This is a genomic window from Hymenobacter jeollabukensis, assembly GCF_005771675.1.
GTDB lineage: Bacteria > Bacteroidota > Bacteroidia > Cytophagales > Hymenobacteraceae > Solirubrum > Solirubrum jeollabukense.
In genome coordinates this window covers 164,528-180,171 of the sequence record NZ_VAJM01000006.1, presented here as the reverse complement: position 1 = coordinate 180,171, position 15,644 = coordinate 164,528, and the positions used below count along the sequence as shown (strand labels likewise).

Annotated in this window: 16 protein-coding genes; 13 read left to right on the top strand and 3 right to left on the bottom strand. The window is 65.5% G+C overall.

Translation table 11 applies throughout. From position 1 onward, the window contains the following. Window positions 1–18 precede the first annotated feature (18 nt). The 3 genes from FDY95_RS14560 to FDY95_RS14550 all read left to right on the top strand — a co-directional run bounded on the left by FDY95_RS14560 (window position 19) and on the right by FDY95_RS14550 (window position 2,221). A complete protein-coding gene (locus tag FDY95_RS14560; protein WP_138078732.1) occupies window positions 19–669 on the top strand; it encodes an HAD family hydrolase in 651 nt (216 codons plus the stop codon). A 503-nt stretch (window positions 670–1,172) separates the two neighbouring features. Next, a complete protein-coding gene (locus FDY95_RS14555; RefSeq protein ID WP_138078730.1) occupies window positions 1,173–1,835 on the top strand; it encodes an HAD family hydrolase in 663 nt (220 codons plus the stop codon). 65 nt (window positions 1,836–1,900) lie between these two features. Further along, on the top strand, window positions 1,901–2,221 hold the full coding sequence (locus FDY95_RS14550) for a DUF6984 family protein (protein WP_138078728.1): 321 nt from the start codon (window positions 1,901–1,903) through the stop codon (window positions 2,219–2,221). 29 nt (window positions 2,222–2,250) lie between these two features. On the opposite strand, the gene FDY95_RS14545 is transcribed toward FDY95_RS14550, so the two are convergent. Next, a complete protein-coding gene (locus FDY95_RS14545; RefSeq protein ID WP_138078726.1) occupies window positions 2,251–2,592 on the bottom strand; it encodes a hypothetical protein in 342 nt (113 codons plus the stop codon). 260 nt (window positions 2,593–2,852) lie between these two features. Here FDY95_RS14545 and FDY95_RS14540 point away from each other — a divergent pair, with 260 nt between their 5' ends. The 3 genes from FDY95_RS14540 to FDY95_RS14530 are packed head-to-tail and all read left to right on the top strand — an operon-like array spanning window position 2,853 to window position 5,856. Next, entirely contained in the window at window positions 2,853–4,040 is a 1,188-nt protein-coding gene (locus FDY95_RS14540) for a sensor histidine kinase (RefSeq protein ID WP_138078724.1), read from the top strand. After that, entirely contained in the window at window positions 4,037–5,155 is a 1,119-nt protein-coding gene (locus FDY95_RS14535; protein ID WP_138078722.1) for a sensor histidine kinase, read from the top strand. The genes FDY95_RS14540 and FDY95_RS14535 overlap by 4 nt, the downstream gene beginning before the upstream one ends. Then, entirely contained in the window at window positions 5,152–5,856 is a 705-nt protein-coding gene (locus FDY95_RS14530; protein WP_138078720.1) for a LytR/AlgR family response regulator transcription factor, read from the top strand. Before FDY95_RS14535 ends, FDY95_RS14530 begins: the two co-directional genes overlap by 4 nt. Before the next feature lie 18 nt (window positions 5,857–5,874). Here the strand turns inward: FDY95_RS14530 and FDY95_RS14525 are convergent, their stop codons facing one another. After that, a complete protein-coding gene (locus FDY95_RS14525) occupies window positions 5,875–6,345 on the bottom strand; it encodes a nuclear transport factor 2 family protein (RefSeq protein ID WP_138078718.1) in 471 nt (156 codons plus the stop codon). 283 nt (window positions 6,346–6,628) lie between these two features. On the opposite strand from FDY95_RS14525, the gene FDY95_RS14520 reads away from it, so the two are divergent. The 7 genes from FDY95_RS14520 (at window position 6,629) to FDY95_RS14490 (ending at window position 12,441) form a co-directional block, all read left to right on the top strand. After that, complete coding sequence (locus FDY95_RS14520) at window positions 6,629–8,236, top strand: hypothetical protein (protein ID WP_138078716.1); 1,608 nt, start codon at window positions 6,629–6,631, stop codon at window positions 8,234–8,236. Window positions 8,237–8,262: 26 nt separating this feature from the next. Further along, a complete protein-coding gene (locus FDY95_RS14515; RefSeq protein WP_138078714.1) occupies window positions 8,263–9,846 on the top strand; it encodes a DUF6770 family protein in 1,584 nt (527 codons plus the stop codon). Between the two features lie 110 nt (window positions 9,847–9,956). Continuing rightward, a complete protein-coding gene (locus tag FDY95_RS14510; RefSeq protein ID WP_138078712.1) occupies window positions 9,957–10,484 on the top strand; it encodes a GNAT family N-acetyltransferase in 528 nt (175 codons plus the stop codon). A gap of 131 nt (window positions 10,485–10,615) precedes the next feature. Beyond that, the gene (locus tag FDY95_RS14505) at window positions 10,616–10,795 is read left to right on the top strand and encodes a DUF6728 family protein (protein ID WP_138078710.1); all 180 of its coding nucleotides are present in this window, start codon (window positions 10,616–10,618) and stop codon (window positions 10,793–10,795) included. A 23-nt stretch (window positions 10,796–10,818) separates the two neighbouring features. Then, window positions 10,819–11,181, top strand: coding sequence for an MmcQ/YjbR family DNA-binding protein (locus FDY95_RS14500; RefSeq protein WP_138078708.1), 363 nt, complete (start codon window positions 10,819–10,821; stop codon window positions 11,179–11,181). Window positions 11,182–11,264: 83 nt separating this feature from the next. Further along, on the top strand, window positions 11,265–11,711 hold the full coding sequence (locus FDY95_RS14495) for an Rrf2 family transcriptional regulator (protein ID WP_138078706.1): 447 nt from the start codon (window positions 11,265–11,267) through the stop codon (window positions 11,709–11,711). Window positions 11,712–11,790: 79 nt separating this feature from the next. Continuing rightward, window positions 11,791–12,441, top strand: coding sequence for an NAD(P)-dependent oxidoreductase (locus tag FDY95_RS14490; RefSeq protein ID WP_138078704.1), 651 nt, complete (start codon window positions 11,791–11,793; stop codon window positions 12,439–12,441). A gap of 328 nt (window positions 12,442–12,769) precedes the next feature. Here FDY95_RS14490 and leuS read toward each other — a convergent pair whose 3' ends face one another. Beyond that, the gene (leuS, locus tag FDY95_RS14485) at window positions 12,770–15,553 is read right to left on the bottom strand and encodes a leucine--tRNA ligase (protein WP_138078702.1); all 2,784 of its coding nucleotides are present in this window, start codon (window positions 15,551–15,553) and stop codon (window positions 12,770–12,772) included. Between the last annotated feature and the right edge of the window lie 91 nt (window positions 15,554–15,644).

Here is a 15,644-nt window from a genome sequence, read left to right as displayed (position 1 = left end):
ACATAACCCCCAACCGTATTGAAAGCCTTCCTCTTCGACCTGAACGGGACCATGATTCACGACATGGACTACCACACCCGCGCCTGGCAGCGGCTCTTCAACGAGGAGCTGGGCGGGCAGTTCACCTACGAGGAGGTGAAGCCGCAGATGTACGGCAAAAACCAGGAGGTGCTGGTGCGCATGTTCGGGCCGGAGCGGTTCAGCCCCGCCGAAATGGACCAACTTTCCCGCCGCAAGGAGGAGCGGTACCAGGCCGAGTACCGGCCCCACTTGCAGCTGCTGCCGGGGCTGCTGGCGTTTCTGCGGGCGGCCAAGGCCCAGGGCATTCCGGTGGCCATCGGCTCGGCGGCTATTCCCTTCAACATCGATTTCGTGCTCGACGGGCTCGATATCCGCCAGTACGTGCAGGCCGTGGTCAGCGCCGACGACGTGACGGAGAGCAAGCCCCACCCCGAAACATTCCTCAAAGCCGCCGCTGCGCTGGGCGTACAGCCGCAGGACTGCGTGGTGTTCGAGGACGTGCCCAAGGGCGCCGAAGCCGCCCGCAACGCCGGCATGAGCTGCGTCGTGCTGACCACCACCCACCAGGTAGCCGAGTTCGACTACCTCGACAACGTGCTGCACTTCGCCGCGGACTTCCGCGACCCGTTTTTTCGGCAGCTGCTGTAGCCCGCCGGGCCGACCGCCGACCGGGCTTCGTCTGACCAATGCGTGGTAGGCCCGCTAGGTCTTCGTCGCAAGGCCCCGCTGACCTGGCTCAGCGGGGCCTTGCTCATTTATAACGGGGCGTGTTCCGCCAAGAAGGCCCCCGCGTCTTTGCAACGACTGGCTTGTCCGGACAAGAAGGTCTTTGCTCATTAGCAAATAGGTTCTTGTCACGACAAGAAGGCATTTGCTCGTTCGCAACTAGACACTTGTCGCGACGAGAAGCCCTCCGCACGTTGACAACTAGGATCTTGTCGTGACAAGAAGCTAGTTGCTCGTTAGCAAATCGGTACTCGTCGTGACAAGTAGGGTCTTGCGCGCTGACAACGGCCTACTCGTCGCGACGACCTGCGACAATCAAAGGTGGATTTGGATAAAAGCCAGTGCTACCCTTCCCGTTGGCAGGTAGTGGCCGGATGCGGGACTGTCGTCTACCTTTGCCGCGCTTCCACCACTGCCACTAGCGCATGATTCGCACCGTCATTTTCGACATGGACGGCGTGCTCGTCGACACCGAGCCGCTGCACCACGACGCCTTTTTCCGCCACTTCGCCGAGCTGGGCCTGCTGATTTCCGACACCGAGTACGCCACCTTCCTCGGCTCCTCGACCACCAACATGTACCAGCGCCTCAAGCAGGAATACGGCCTGACCCAGGAAGTGCACGAGCTGGTGCGGCGCAAGCGGGAGCTGTTCGGCGTCTCTTTCGAAGCCAACACCACGCTGACCCTGCTGCCCGGCGCCCTCGACCTGGTGCTCGACCTGCACCGCGCCGGCATGCCGCTGCAGCTGGCTTCCTCGGCCTCGCACGAAACCATCAACCGGGTGTTCACGCGCTTCGAGCTCTACCCGTACTTCAATAACATGGTGAGCGGGGAGGACTTTCCGCAGTCCAAGCCCAATCCGGCCATTTTTCTGCGCGCGGCCGAGCTGGCCGGCATGCCCCCGCAGCACTGTTTGGTCATCGAAGACTCGGCCAACGGGGTGACGGCGGCCCGGGCGGCGGGCATGTTCTGCATCGGCTACCGCAGCGAGCATTCCACGGGCCAGGACCTGCACCACGCGCATTTCGTGGTGTCGGAGCTGGGGCAGCTGTCGGCAGCGCAGATTCAGGCCTTGGGCGTCGAATAAGCGCGGCAGGTAGGGAGTGCCACCCTTTGGCGCGGGCTGCGTATGCCAAGGCAAAGTCCTTCGGTATGCCCCAACGTCCGCTGAACCTGCCCGAGTTGGGCCTGCTCATCTACCTGCTGCGCGGCCAGACCCAGGCCGAGCGCCTGCTGGCCGGGCTGCACGAGGCCGCCGTGGCCGAAATCAACCCCGCCGGCGTGGGCAGCCTGCGCTTTGTCAGCGCCACGCCCGAGCGCCGGCTGGGCGACATCGTGGGCCGCACGCAGTTTCTGGACGAAGACGGCGTGCCGGTGTTCGTGGCCCTGTACCTCGACACGGCCGGCGAGCTGTACGAGCTGGATTGCTGGAAAGCCGACGACTCGCCCGTGCGGCGCATTCCGGCCTTTTGAGGTCGATTGAGAACTGGCTCGGGCCAGACTCAGCGCACGGCGTACACGCGCTGGATGCGGCGGTTCTGGCCCAGCTGCGCGGCCAGTTGGGTGGGGCTGGCCGGGTCGTGGAGCACCTGGGCCAGGGTGGTGTTGAGCAGGCGAGCGGTGCGGCGGCACAGCGGCGTGCCCTGGCTTAGGTTGAGGCAGAGGGCGTCGAGGCGCTCCTCGCGCAGCAGCTCGTCCTGGTCGTTGTAGAAGCGCACGATGGTGTAGTCGCGGGTGCTGAGGTTGGTTTCCAGGTTCCAGTAGCCGCTGTGCGGGGCTTGCTGGGCGAGGGCGAAGGCCGGCATCAGCAGGCAGAAGCAGGCGGCAAGCAGGGACGTTTTCATGGCGTTGGGGTAGGCTAAGGGTGAAACACGCATCAGGGAACCAGCCGCTGACTGACCTAAAGATGGCCCACCCAATCAGCCCGCGCCGGTCTATTCGCCCGGCGACGCCCGCGCCGGGAAATACGGTAGGCGTGGGTCGATAAACCGCCGATTCTGCCGTTGGTCGATGAAGTATTGCATTTAGTCTATAAAACAGATAACAAGCGGTTTAACGACGACGGAATCGGTATATTCAACTGGGCTCAACGCAACCGGTGGATATGGCTCAGGCACTAACACAGACGCTGCGGCAGGCGCTGCGGACGATTGAGGCGCGGCGCGGCCTGCGCCACGGGCTGTTCTGGCTGGCCATTGTGCTGCTGGAAACGGTGCTGCTGTATTACCACTGCACGTTCGTCGACCACCTCGGGCTGGCCCTTCTGTATGCCTTGCTGGTGGTGCTGGGTACCTTCGCGCCGGCCACCTACGCGCTGCTCTACGGGGTACTGCCCGAGCTGTGGGCCGAGCAGCCCCGCTACGGCCGCCTGCTGCTACTAGCGCTGGGGTGGCTGGGTGCGACGGCGCTGCTTTCCTACGCTGGCTGGCACTGGGGGCTGCTGCCCCTGCGGGCGGCCATGGCGGCCGGCCCCCCGGATGCGCAGATGGCGTTGTCGCCGGCCTTGCACCTGCCCCTGCTGCTGACGGCCGGGGCCGCCGCCGGGCTGTGGGGCTACCGCCGCTGGCGCCGCAAGGAGCTGGCCAACGAGCAGCTCCAGCAGGAAACCTACCAGGCGGAGCTGCAACTGCTGCAAGCCCAGATTCACCCGCATTTCCTCTTCAATACCCTCAACAACCTCTACGCCCTCACGCTCCGGCAGTCCGACGAGGCGCCGCGGGTGGTGGAGCGGCTGCGGGGGCTGCTGCACTTTGTGGTGGAGCAGGGCCACGCGCCGCTGGTGGACCTGCGCGACGAGCTGGCCCTGCTGCGCAACTACGTGGCCCTGGAGCAGCTGCGCTACGGCCCGCGCCTGACGGTGGGGTTCGAGGCCCCCGCCATGCCGCCCCGGGCGGGCATGGCGCCGCTGCTGCTGCTGCCGCTGGTCGAAAACGCCTTCAAGCATGGTTCCGCTGAGCAGCTGGGGGCCGCCCGCATCGATATCCGGCTGGTGCTGGAGCCCGGCTACCTCCGCTGCACCATTCACAACACGAAAAACGCCGATGGTCCCGCCGGAGCCGGTGGCATCGGCCTGCGCAACGTGCGCCAGCGCCTGCAGCTGCTCTACCCCGGGCAGCACCAGCTGGTGGTGGAGGCGCTGCCCGACACCTTTACCGTGCAGCTGCGCCTGCCCCTGCGGGAGCTGGGTGAGGCCACTGCGCCGCGCCGGCGGGCCCGGCTGCTGACGGGCCGGCGCCGGCGGCCGGCCCTGGCCCGGTTGCTGGAAGCCACTGCCAGCCCGGCATCCGCATGAGCACCGCGCTGCGACACTGGCTCGTCCGGCACGGGTTGTTCTGGGCGGCCATGCTGGCCTTTTCCCTGATCATCCAGCTGCCCGCGCACTGGGGCAACGGCACCCGGCTGTACGTGCTGGGCCTGTTTTTCAACCAGCTGCCGGCCTCGCTGCTGGCCACCTACCCGCTGCTGTATTGGCTGCTGCCCCGGCTGCTGCGCCAGCGGCGGCCCCTCACGTTGCTGCTGCTGGCCGCGTGGGTAGTTGCCTGCGCCCCGCTGACGATGCTGACGGTCATTTTCTTCGACCTCGGGGTGCTGCCCGGGCTGTTTCATACCCGCATTGATCCGGCGTTTCACAAAGTGGATTACTGGCACCTGAACTACACGTTCTTCATCACCCTGCTGACGGCCGGCATTGCCGTGACGGTGAAAATCACCCGCGAGTGGGAAACGCAGCGCCGCCAGCGCCAGCAGCTGCGGCAGCAGCGCCTGCGCACCGAGCTGCAGCTGCTGAAGGCTCAGCTGCAACCGGCGTTTCTGTTCGGCACGCTCCGGTCGTTGCAGCACCTCACGGCCGCCAAGGGCCCCGAGTCGCCGGGGGCGGTGCTGCACCTGGCCGAGCTGCTGCGCTACATGCTCTACGAAAGCCCCCACGACACCGTGCCGCTGGCCGACGAAGTGGCCATGATGCGGCGCTACGTGGCCCTGGAGCAGCTCCGGCTGGGCCGCCGCGTGGAGGTGTCGCTCAACTGCAGCGGCTCGTTCGAGGACTACGCCATCGAGCCGCTGCTGCTGCTGCCCTTTCTGGAAAACGCCTTCCGCCACGGCACCGCCCCGGCCCTGGATTGCGCCTGGATCAGCATCGACCTGGTGGCGCGCCAGCGGCAGCTCGTGCTCAAAGTCATCAACAGCCAGCCGCCCGACGCGGTGGGCTGGACGGAAGGCGCGGGCCTGCGGCGCGTGCGGCAGCGCCTGGAGCACCACTACGCCGGGCAGTACCGGCTGCAGCTCGTGCCCGAGCCCGATACTTTCCTCGTTATTCTGCAGCTGCCGCTGGTGCCCCGGCCCCTGCCGGCCCCCGGCCAGCCGCAACCCGTGGCCGCCGCCGCCACGCTTCAACCGCAACTGCTATGAAACTAAAGTGCCTGCTGGTCGACGACGAGCCGCCGGCCCTGGAAGTCCTGACCGCCTACGTGCGGGAAGTGGCCCACCTGGAGCTGGTCGGCACCTGCGAAAATGCCCTGCAGGCCTTTGCTGCCCTGCAACAGCAGCCCGTCGACCTGCTGTTTCTCGACGTGAAGATGCCTAAGATGCTCGGGACGGAGTTTCTGCGCAGCCTGCCGCACCCGCCCCAGGTTATCTTCACCACGGCCTACCGCGAGTACGCCTACGAGGGCTTTGAGCTCAGCGCGGTGGACTACCTGCTCAAGCCCGTGTCGCTGGAGCGGTTTCTGAAAGCCGTGGCTAAAGCCACCAAAACCGAGGCCCCGCCCGCGCCCCCCGAAGCCCCGGCCGGGGTCAACTCCGACGCCTTTCTGTACTTCCGCATCGACCGGAAGATGGTGAAAGTGGTGCTGCGCGAGGTGCTGTACGTGGAGGGCCTGAAAGACTACGTGAAGATTCACTGCGCCGCGGGGCCGGCCCTGGTCGTCAAGCAGACCATCAACAGCATGGAGGAAAAGCTCTCGGCCAGTAATTTTCTGCGGGTCCACCGCTCCTTCATCGTGGCTCTCGACAAAGTGCGCACCTACAGCCCGAGCCACCTGGAAGTAGCCGGGCAGGAGGTACCCATCGGGCGCATGTATCGCCAGCAGGTCGGCGAGGCACTGAAGTAGGGACGGGGGCGGCGGGGCTTACTTGCAGCCGTCCTTGCGGCGCGTATCGATGACGTAGGCAATGCGCCAGCCCTGCGGCAGCTTCACCAGCTGAAAGGAGTTGTAGCCGCAGTGGCTGAAGGTGGCGCCGGCGTAGAACTGGTAGGGCGTCCACACGCTGGCCAGCTGCGCGTCGATGAGCACCCGCTCAAAGCTGATGCGCTCATCCCATACATCCTTGTGCGGAGTGCCCACGGCTTTCAGAAACTCCTTGGGGCTTTCGTTGATTACCTGCACGTTGCCGCCGCGGGTGCTGATGGTGTGCAGCACCACGGTGGGCGCCAGAGTGCTGCGCACCACGGCGCTGTCGCCCTTGCGCAAACCCTCGAAAAAGCGGGTGACGGTGGCCTTCACGGCCTCGGTTTCGGCGGGCGGGGTAGCGGCGGCATTGGTTTGGGCCAGGGCAGCCGGGGCGGCCAGCAGCAGGCAGGGGAGAAGCAGGAGGCGCATGGGGAATAAGGGGAGAAGGTTGCAGGAGGCAAAGAAACCACCGGCGCTGCTGCGTTGCACGCGGCGGCCGGCAAGGGCGGGCAGCTAGTCAAGCGAAGCCCCGGCGGCAGCCTGCACCCAGCAGCCCCAGTATACTATTTCAGCCGGGCATCGGTCAACCAGCGCGGAATAAGCCAACGCCGGTAGTATCTTTACCTCAGTAAGTTCCGCTACCTGCGCCCGTGCTGCGGTGGCCTGGTCAGCGGATAGATTCACTTCATTTCTTCCTTCACTTATCGACTGCATGAATACCCGCTTTACGCGCCGCGGCCTGAGCCGCGGGCTGCTGCTGGCGCTGCTGGCCGCCGGGCCCGCCGTGGCGCAGGATGTCACCATTCCCGACGTAGAAGCCTGGTCGTTTACCGGCTTCAAATCGGCCGACGGGCAGCTCTACTACACCATGCGCCAGGAGCGCAACGTGTACGATCTGTTCCACCTGGAGCTCTACGGCCGCGACCTGAAAAAGCTCTCGACCACCGACGTGCGCCTGGGCCGCAATGGCAAGCTGCTCACCGCCCGCGCCGTGGGGACGAACACCGTGTTCTGCTTCTACAACGGCAAGGACGGCACCCTGCTGCAGTTCAACGCCGCCGGCCAGAAAACCCAGGACATCCACGTGCCGCTGGCCGACGTGTTCGGCAGCATCACCGCCCTGGAGCCGGCCGGCACCGCCGGTGACTTTTACCTGGCCTACCCCATCGATGCCGACAAGAAGGGCTACTCAGTAGCCCGCTATGGCGCCGACTTCAAGCCCAAGTGGCAGAAGGATTTCGCCCCCGAAAAGGGCAAGTACCAGCTGCGCCGCTTCGCCGCCGACGACACCCACGTCTACGCCATCGATGAGTACTCGAAAGCCGGCTGGGAAGTCGCCTGCCTCGACGGGGCCACCGGGGCCGAAAAAGCCCGGCCGGCCCTGCCCGCGGCGCCCAACGAAGTGCTGCCCAACATTGCCCGCGTCGACAAGGCCGGCCGCCTGCTGCTGGCCGGGCCCTACGCCGACAAGTCGCCGCGCCCGGCCGTGTACACCGAAAAGCCCGACGCCCCGCCCCGCGGCGGCTTTTTCACCATGGGCCTCTCGCCCGAGGGCAAGCAGGAGTTTTTGAGCACCACGCCCTACACCGAGGAGCTGGGCCAGAAGCTGAACTCGCGCTCCAGCGTGGCCGTGTTCACCGTGCGCAACTACCCGGGCATCAAGCTGCACGAAATCCTGGAAAAGCCCGGCGGCGGCTACCAGTTGGTGGGCGAAACCTACAAGAACTTCGGCTACAACGACGCCGACTACGAGCGGGCCGGCGGCGTGAAGTCGGCCCCGGCGGCGGCCACCAACAGCAACAGCAGCTTCGGCTCGATGGGCGGCTTCGGCATCGGCAACACCCGCAGCTACATCCTCGATTTCGTGGTGCTCGACCTCGACGCCCAAGGCAAAATCGAGAACATCCGCCGCATTCCAAAGCCCTACAAGCTCTACCAGAACCACAGCGTGGGCGGTGGGCCCGAGGATTGGTCCCAGCGCACGATGTACAGCTACCGCTTCCTGGCGCCCGGCGCCACGCCCCGGCTGGTGTACCTGAACTGGCACCAGAACCTGCAGTATGTCAACTCCGTGGCCCTGACCGACAAGCGCGACGATATGTTCTCGCGCCTCTACCTGGACCAGCCCGTAGTGCCCGCCGACAAGGACCGCGGCGAGCTGACGGTGCGCGAGTTTGAGCACGAAGTGGCCGCCCCCAACCAGGACCTGGCCTACGACGACGTGCTGCCCCACGCCCCCGGCAAGCTGCTCTATTCGCACTACGACAAAGCCGCCCGTACCCTGCACCTGCAGGTGCTCGACGTGCCCGGGCTGAAGTAATCCGCGTGTCTAATCCTCTGTTTTCGATGACGACTTTCCCCCAGCGGCCCCTCGGCGGGCTGCTCACCCTGGCCCTGGCGGCGGGCCTGCTGCTGCCCGGCCGCGCCCAGGCCCAGCAACAACTCTCCATAAAGGGCGTGCCCGGCCAGCCGCAGCTGCTGCCCATCGAGGGCAAGGGCTACATGGCCCTGTACCGCAGCGAAGCCGGCGAAGACGGCCACGACCTCTACGCCGTGCGCGTGCTCGACCCCGAGCTGAAAGTGAAGTACCAGTACGCCCTGCCGGTGCCGGTGGGCGCCGTGCCGCTGGCCACGCTGCCCGGCAAGGCCACCTACACGCTGGCCTTCCACAGCCGCGGCGGCGCCGGCCTGGCCCTGTATTCCTTCAACACGCAGACCGGCGCCCAGCTCGGCCGCGAGCTGGAGGCCCTGCCCGACACCCGCCGCGCCCCGGCCGGCGCCCCGCTGGTGGTGGGCACGCCCACCGACGGCGTGTGCCTGGTGCAGCCCTACCGCAACGACACCACCGGCTACGCCATCACCGTGCTCGACGCCAACCTCAAGCCGGAATGGTCGCAGATGTATTTCCCGAAGGATCTGCGCCAGCACGTGCCGCTGAAGGTGGCCGTGAGCAAGGACGTGATTACGCTGGTGCTGTCGGATACCTACGTGGTGAACCGCAACCTCAAAACCCAGCGCACCATCACCGACTTCTCCGTGCTCGGCATCGACCGCGCCAGCGGCCGGGTGCTCTACCGCACGCCCACCCGCCGCGACGGCCTGACCATGCTACCCGAGCAGCTGCTGCCCCTGGCCGACGGCCGCGTGGCCACCACCGGCCTGTACTTCAACAGCCGCGCCACCCGCGTCGACAGCGCCCAGGGCGTGTTTCTGACCACCTACAAGCCCGACGGCTCGGCCGCCGCGCCGGTGCTCACCAGCTGGGCCGACCTTGGCAAAAGCCTGAACGACCCCTCGCTGGGCCCGCGCATTCAGTCGCGCCGCGGCTACCTGCCCCTACACGAGCTCATCACTACCACCGGCAACGACGCGAAGCTGATCGGGGAGTACAGCACCTCGGTGCAGCCCGGCGGCGCCTCGCAGCCCGGCCCGTTCGTCGTGCTGAACTTCGACGCCACGGGCAAGCCCAGCGGGATTTACCCGGTGGCGCGCACCTTCAAGGCCGGCAGCTCGGCCGATGAGCTGCGCTACAGCCACTACCGCAACGTGGTGGGCAAGCAGGCCGAACCCTACTTGCTCTACACCGGGGTGGAGGGTCAGCAGGAGTACGCCTACGCCACGGTGCTGGCCAACGTGCCCACGCGCACGGCCGTACGCGCCGCCTCCTCGCTGGAAAAGCTGCCCGACCCGCCCGCGCCGCCCCAGCCCACCAACGAGCTGCAGCAGGGCATCGACCTGTTTCGCAAGAACCTGAACACCACCGCCGAGGTCGTGAACAAGTTCGTGTACGGCGAGGCGCCGCCCCAGCCGGTGTACTTCCGCCAGGACCCGCTGACCGGCTTCGTGGCCGCCACGCCCGGCAAAGTGCTGCTCTACCGCTACGAGCCCGGCCGCAAGATGCTGCGCCTGCAAACGGTGGCGCTGCAGTAAGCGCGTCCCGCGGGTGCTCAACCAGGGCCCCGGTGCCGACACCTTTGTCGGCGCCGGGGCCTTTGCCGTGGTAGAAACCGTACTTTCCGGCCGTCCATTCCCCGCGTCCCATGTTCGACCTGCTGATCCGCCCCGAAACGCCCGCCGATTATCCCGCCGTGGCCACGCTGCTGCGCGCCGCCTTTCCCGGCCCCGGCGAGGCGCATCTGGTGGAGCAGCTGCGCCGGCGCCCCGACTACACCCCCGAGCTGGCCTTGGTAGCCACGCTGGGCGGCGAAGTGGTGGGCCACATCCTGCTGACGCCCATCGACATTGAATCGGTAGAAGGCGGCGCGTCGAGGCCCAGCCTGGCCCTGGCGCCGGTGGCGGTGCAGCCCGCGCAGCAGCGCCGGGGCATCGGGGCCGAGTTGGTGGAGGCGGGACTGGCGGCCGGCCGGAGCAGGGGCCACGAGTCGGTCATCCTGCTGGGCCACCCGGCGTACTACCCGCGCTTCGGCTTCGCCCCGGCCAGCCTGTGGGGCGTCCGGGCCCCGTTTGAGGTACCGGACAAGGCCTTTATGGCCCTGGAGCTGCGGCCCGGCGCGCTGGCCCGGGCGGCGGGCACGGTGCGCTACCCGCCGGAGTTTGCGTCGGTGTAACGGTGACCAAGCGAGCGGGCGGTACGGCAACTATCCGCCCCGCTGCGCTGTTACCAAGGACCCCACGCGCCGGCGGCCGGCGCCGGGGTTTTGCTACCTTCGCTTTTCCACGGCTCCACTGATTCTGTCTCATGCGTACCAAAGGCTTATTCGACTTCGGCCCGGTGTTCGGCTATTTCTTCCGCAAGAAAGACCCCAACCGCCACACCAATTTCAACCTGCGCACCATGCACACCATCAATAAGATATCGATGCTGATGTTCCTGGCCGGGTTGATTTACATGCTCTTCAAGTTCGTCATCCTGCGCTAACTGCCCCGCCGTTCGTTGCCCTCATGAACATCGAAGAATTCCGCGACTACTGCCTCGCCAAGCCCGGCACCAGTGAGGAAACGCCCTTCGGCCCCGACACGCTGGTGTTTAAAGTCGGCGGCAAAATCTACGCCCTCACCAGCATTGACGACTTCAGTAGCGTGAACCTGAAGTGCGACCCGGAGCGCGCCACCCAGCTGCGCGAGGAGCACGACTTCGTGCTGCCCGGCTACCACATGAACAAGAAGCACTGGAACACGGTGCTCATCGGAACCGGCGTCACGGTGCGGCAGCTGCGCGAGTTTATCGACCACTCCTACGACCTGGTGCGTGCCTCCCTGCCCCGCGCCGTGCAGGCCGAGCTGGCCGAAGCCGAAAAAGAGTAAATCCGCTCCCGTGGAACATTACTGTAACCCGCTTGGTTACAGTTGCAACGCCGGCCCGTGTCGGCCCTCACTCTCCTCCACCCATGCAGATCAGCAGCCGCTTTTCCGTCGCCGTGCACGTGCTGGCCCTGCTGGCCACGCACCGCCCCACCGACGGGCTGCTGACCTCGGAGCGTATGGCGGGCAGCGTCAACACCAACCCGGTGGTCATCCGCCGCATCCTGGGGCAGCTGAAGAAGGCCGGGCTGGTGGAAGTGCGCCCCGCCTCGGGCGGTACCTTTCTTTCGCGCCAGCCCGCCGCCATCAGCCTGCTTGACGTGTACCGCGCCACCGAAGTGGTGGAAGCCGGGCAGCTGTTCAGCATCCACGAGCAGCCCAACCCGGCCTGCCCGGTAGGCCGCAATATCCAGGCGGCGCTGAACAAGACCCTGCAACGGGCCCAAACCGCGCTGGAGCAGCAGCTGGCCGCGGTAAGTCTGCAGCAGGTGGCCCTGGATATTGCCGCCAAGGCCGCGGTAGGGGTGGGCTGAAATTTTTTTGTCGCTTATTGTAACAATTGTGGTTACAATAGGTTGTTCCTTTGCAACACCAACTCTAATTCCTGAACCCATGAAAATTGCCCTTCTCGGCGCCACCGGCTTTGTCGGCTCCAACCTATTGCGCGAAGCCCTGCAGCGCGGCCACCAGGTAACCGCCATCGTGCGCGACCCGAGCAAAATCACCGAACAGCCCAGCAACCTCACCGTGGTGCAGGGCGACGTGAACCAGCCCGCGCAGCTGGCCGAGCAGTTGAAAGGCCATGACGTGGTCGTCAACGCCTTCAACGCCGGCTGGACCAACCCCAACCTGTACGAAGACTCGCTGGCCGGCAACCGCGCCATCGAAAAAGCCACCGAGCAGGCCGGCGTGCCACGCCTCGTGGTCATCGGCGGGGCCGGCAGCCTCTACATCGGCGACGCGCAGCTGGTCGACGGCCCGCAGTTTCCGGCCGAGTACAAGCCCGGCGCCACCGCCGCCCGCGACTACCTCACGGAGCTGCGCAAGAACGACAAGCTCGACTGGACCTTCGTGAGCCCCGCCATCGAGATGCACCAGGGCATCGACACCGGCCGCACCGGGCAGTACCGCCTCGGCACCGAAAACCCGGTGTTCAACGAGCAGGGCCGCAGCATCCTCTCGGGCGAAGACCTGGCCGTGGCGGTGCTCGACGAGGTGGAAAAGCACCAGTTCAGCCGGCAGCGGTTTACGGCGGCGTATTAAGTCGGCAAAGCGACGAAACAAGAAAGTCATCCTGAGCAAAGCGAAGGACCTTCCTCGAAACCTGCACTGACACTAATGCCAATGCGCGGACGCTAATCGGCTGGACGACAAAAACGCAGCTACCAATGCCCTCGTACGGGCCACGGCGGCTGCGCTTCTGCATTTTCGCCGCAACGGCAAGCCTCAGTGCCTGGATTCAGGCGCCGGTGCAGGGTGAGAGGAAGGTCCTTCCTTCGTCAGGATGACGTTATGTCTTCAATCGTTCTGAAAGCAAAAAGCCCGCTGGTGCAACACCAGCGGGCTTTTCGTTGCCTGAAACGTCAGCAGCTTACACCACCACGTTCACCATGCGGCCGGGCACCACGATGACCTTCTTGGCGGGCTTGCCCTCGGCGAAGCGGGCCAGGATGTCGGTGGCGCGCACGGCGGCCTCGATGTCGGCCGCCGAAGCGTCGGCGGCAAACTGCATCTGCTCCCGCACCTTGCCGTTGATGGCAATGGGGTAGTTCACGGTGTCTTCCACCAGATACTTCTCCTCGAATTCGGGGAAGGGCGCGGTGCTGAGCGAACCGGCCGGGTGGCCCAGGGCTTCCCACAGCTCCTCCGCCAGGTGCGGGGCGTAGGGCGAGATGAGCACGACGAGCGGCTCCAGGATGGCGCGCTTGCGGCAGTTCAGCGCCGACAGCTCGTTCACGCAGATCATGAAGGTGCTGACGGAGGTGTTGAACGAGAACCGCTCGATGTCCTCCTGCGCCTTGCGGATGGCCTTGTGCAGGGCTTTTAGCTCGGCCGGCGTCGGGGCTTCGTCGGTCACGGCCCAGTCGCGGTCCTCGGGGAAGTAGAGGCGCCAGAGCTTCTTGAGGAAGCCCGAGACGCCGGTCATGCCCTGGGTATTCCACGGTTTGTACTGCTCCAGCGGGCCGAGGAACATTTCGTGCAGGCGCAGCGCGTCGGCCCCGTACCGCTCGGTCAGCGTGTCGGGGCTCACCACGTTGTACTTCGACTTCGACATCTTCTCGATTTCGACGCCGCAGACGTAGGTGCCGTTGTCTTCGAGGATGAATTCGGCATTGGCGAAGTCGTCGCGCCACTTTTTGAACGCTTCCACGTCGAGCACGTCGTCTTCCACGATGTTAACGTCCACGTGCAGGGGCGTGGTGTCGTACTGGTCCTTTTTGCCGAGCGTCACGAACGTATTGGTGCCGTTGATGCGGTACACGAAGTTCGAGCGGCCCAGGATCATGCCCTGGTTGATGAGCTTCTGGAAGGGTTCCTCGGTCGTTACCAGGCCGTAATCCTTCAAAAACAGGTGCCAGAAGCGGGAGTAGAGCAGGTGACCGGTGGCGTGTTCGGCGCCGCCCATGTACAGGTCCACGTTCTGCCAGTACCGCTCGGCTTCCTCGCCCACGAACCGGTCCTCGTTCTTGGGGTCCATGTAGCGCAGATAGTACCACGAGGAGCCGGCCCAGCCGGGCATGGTGCTCAGCTCGAACTCAAACTCGTTGCGGTATTTCCAGCCTTGGGCGCGGCCCAGCGGCGGCTCCCCGGTTTCGGTGGGCTTGTACTCGTCGATTTCGGGCAGCACCAGGGGCAAATCCTGCTCAGCCACGCCGAAGGCCATGCCGTCGCGGTAATAAATCGGAATTGGCTCCCCCCAGTAGCGCTGCCGGCCGAAAATGGCGTCGCGCAGGCGGTAATTGATTTTGCCCTTGCCGATCTGCTTTTCCTCCAGGCGCTTGATGACTTCCTGGATGGCGGGCTTCACGTCGAGGCCGTTGAGGAAGTCGGAGTTGATGACCCGGCCTTCCTTGGCGGCGTAGGCTTCACCGGCTGCTTCGTCGTAGCCTTCCACCACCGGCACGATGGGCAGCGCGAAGTGCTTGGCAAAGGCGTAGTCGCGGGTGTCGTGGGCGGGCACGGCCATGACCACGCCGGTACCGTAGCCGGCCAGCACGTAGTCGGCCACCCAGATGGGCAGCTTTTCGCCGCTAAACGGATGCAGGGCGTAGGCGCCGGTGAATTCGCCGGTGATGTTCTTCACGTCGGCCATCCGGTCGCGCTCCGAGCGGTTTTTGGCGTACTCCACGTACTTCGTCACCGCCTCGCGCTGCTCCGGGGTGGTCAACACGTCAATCAGCTCCGACTCGGGCGCCACCGCCAGGTACGACACGCCAAACAGCGTATCGGGGCGGGTGGTAAACACGGTCAGCGGCAGCTCGGGGTGGTTTTCGACCTCGAAGCGCACCTCGGCGCCCACCGAGCGGCCGATCCAGTTGCGCTGCATTTCCTTCACCGCGTCGGGCCAGTCGAGGTGGTCGAGGCCGTCGAGCAGGCGCTGGGCGTAGGCGGTGATGCGCAGGTTCCACTGGGGCATCAGGCGGCGCTCCACCGGGAAGCCCCCGCGCTCCGATACGCCGTCCTTCACCTCGTCGTTCGACAGCACCGTGCCCAGGCCGGCGCACCAGTTCACGTAGGTTTCCGACTGGTAGGCCAGGCGGTAGGGGTGCACGGCGGCAATTTTCTGAGCCTCCGTCATCATCTGCCACTGGCCCGCGGAGAAGTCGTGTACTTCCTCCTCGTCACACACGGCGCGCACGCCCTTCGAGCCCTCGGCGGCAAACTTCTCCTGCAGGGTCCGAATCGACTCCGCTTTATTGGTGTCGAGGTTGTACCAAGAGTTGAACAGCTTCAGGAAAATCCACTGCGTCCACTTGTAGTAGTCAGGGTTGGATGTGCGGATTTCGCGTGACCAGTCGTAGCTGAAGCCCAGGGCCGAGAGCTGCTCGATGTAGCGGGCAATGTTTTCGCGGGTGGTCTTTTCGGGGTGCTGCCCGGTCTGGATGGCGTACTGCTCGGCCGGCAGGCCGAAGGAGTCGAAACCCATGGGGTGCAGCACGTTGAAGCCGCGGTGGCGCTTGTAGCGCGACACGATATCGGAGGCAATGTAGCCCAGCGGGTGCCCCACGTGCAGCCCGGCCCCGGAGGGGTAGGGAAACATGTCGAGCACGTAGTACTTGGGCTTATCGGAGTGGTTCTGGGCGCGGAAGGTCTGGTTCTGCTGCCAGAACTGCTGCCATTTCTTCTCTATCTCCTGCGGTCGGTAGCCGGGCATATGGTCGTCGGAATCAAATGCGTTGAGCCGGCGAAAATACGCGGAAATGGCGGCAAGCCGGCGGCCAGCCGGAAAATCGGGGTTTGTCCTG